Annotated in this window: 1 protein-coding gene and 1 pseudogene; both read right to left on the minus strand. The window is 34.1% G+C overall.

Annotated features, from left to right (window positions below):
- Window positions 1–245, minus strand: a pseudogene (locus V7077_RS24655) (FusB/FusC family EF-G-binding protein); the annotation flags it as partial.
- A 143-nt stretch (window positions 246–388) separates the two neighbouring features.
- Window positions 389–658, minus strand: coding sequence for a CD3324 family protein (locus V7077_RS24660; RefSeq protein ID WP_335506858.1), 270 nt, complete (start codon window positions 656–658; stop codon window positions 389–391).
- Window positions 659–951 lie beyond the last annotated feature (293 nt).

A 951-nucleotide genomic window follows, 5' to 3' on the forward strand; every position in this document is an offset into this window, starting at 1 on the left:
AACAAGGACGAAATACGCTGGATATATTGCTCATACTCGCCATTTGTTTTCAGTCTGGAAAGATTCAGCATTTCTTGTTGATCATGTGTGGCATTTGGAAAGAGGTCTAAAATTTTGGCATTGGCTAAGTCAATTGCAGCCACCAAAACGTTTTGAGGTACATTCTTTTTGGCAGTGTCTTTAATCAACGTAATCTGTTTTTTTATAAAATTTAACTGTTCATTTTTGATAAATTTCTCGGTCATCACATATTACTCCTATTCATTTTGCAAACGTCTCTTTACACTTATTTTATAAAATATAGTCAGCTTCAAAAATGGAGAAAATGACTTAGAAACGTTTTTTACATAAAAAAGCACTAATGAGAACTTTCATCAGTGCATTTCTATTACTTTTTATGTGAATAAACTATCTTTTTGATGGTTTCGGTTGAAAGGTAGTATTCCTCAGCTAATTGCTGGATACTGCTGCCACAACTAAAAGAATTTTTAATGGCGGCATTACGACGATCAAGCAGCCTTCTCCCGCCACTTGAGGTTCCCCATTTCTGATACTCTGTTTCCAGCTTAGGAATGTAAAGGGTTTCCCCTTGAATATACTTTTGGATTTCCATGATTAGCTTTTCAGGTAAAACTTTGGTTGCATTAATATATTTCATTTTGCTCGCTCCTTATTTTGATTTTGAAAAAATAAGGTGCAAAGCCAAAATATTAGAAAGCTTTTTCAGCGATAAAACTAAAGGTTTCGCCCCATGCAAAGTATCGCCTTTCTAATAATAGGCTTTGCATGAGTGGAAGAATTCCCAGACAATCTTAACTGATTCTCCATCTGTTAACACCCCCTTTAATTTATCATTATAACGAAATTTACGATTGGATTGAAACGTAATTACTAATTTTTATAATATTTATCAGACAGGCTTGACTCGCTTATTAAGTTAGAAAGCGCTAG

The sequence above is a fragment of the Neobacillus vireti genome (assembly GCF_036962465.1).
Lineage (GTDB): Bacteria > Bacillota > Bacilli > Bacillales > Cytobacillaceae > Neobacillus > Neobacillus vireti_B.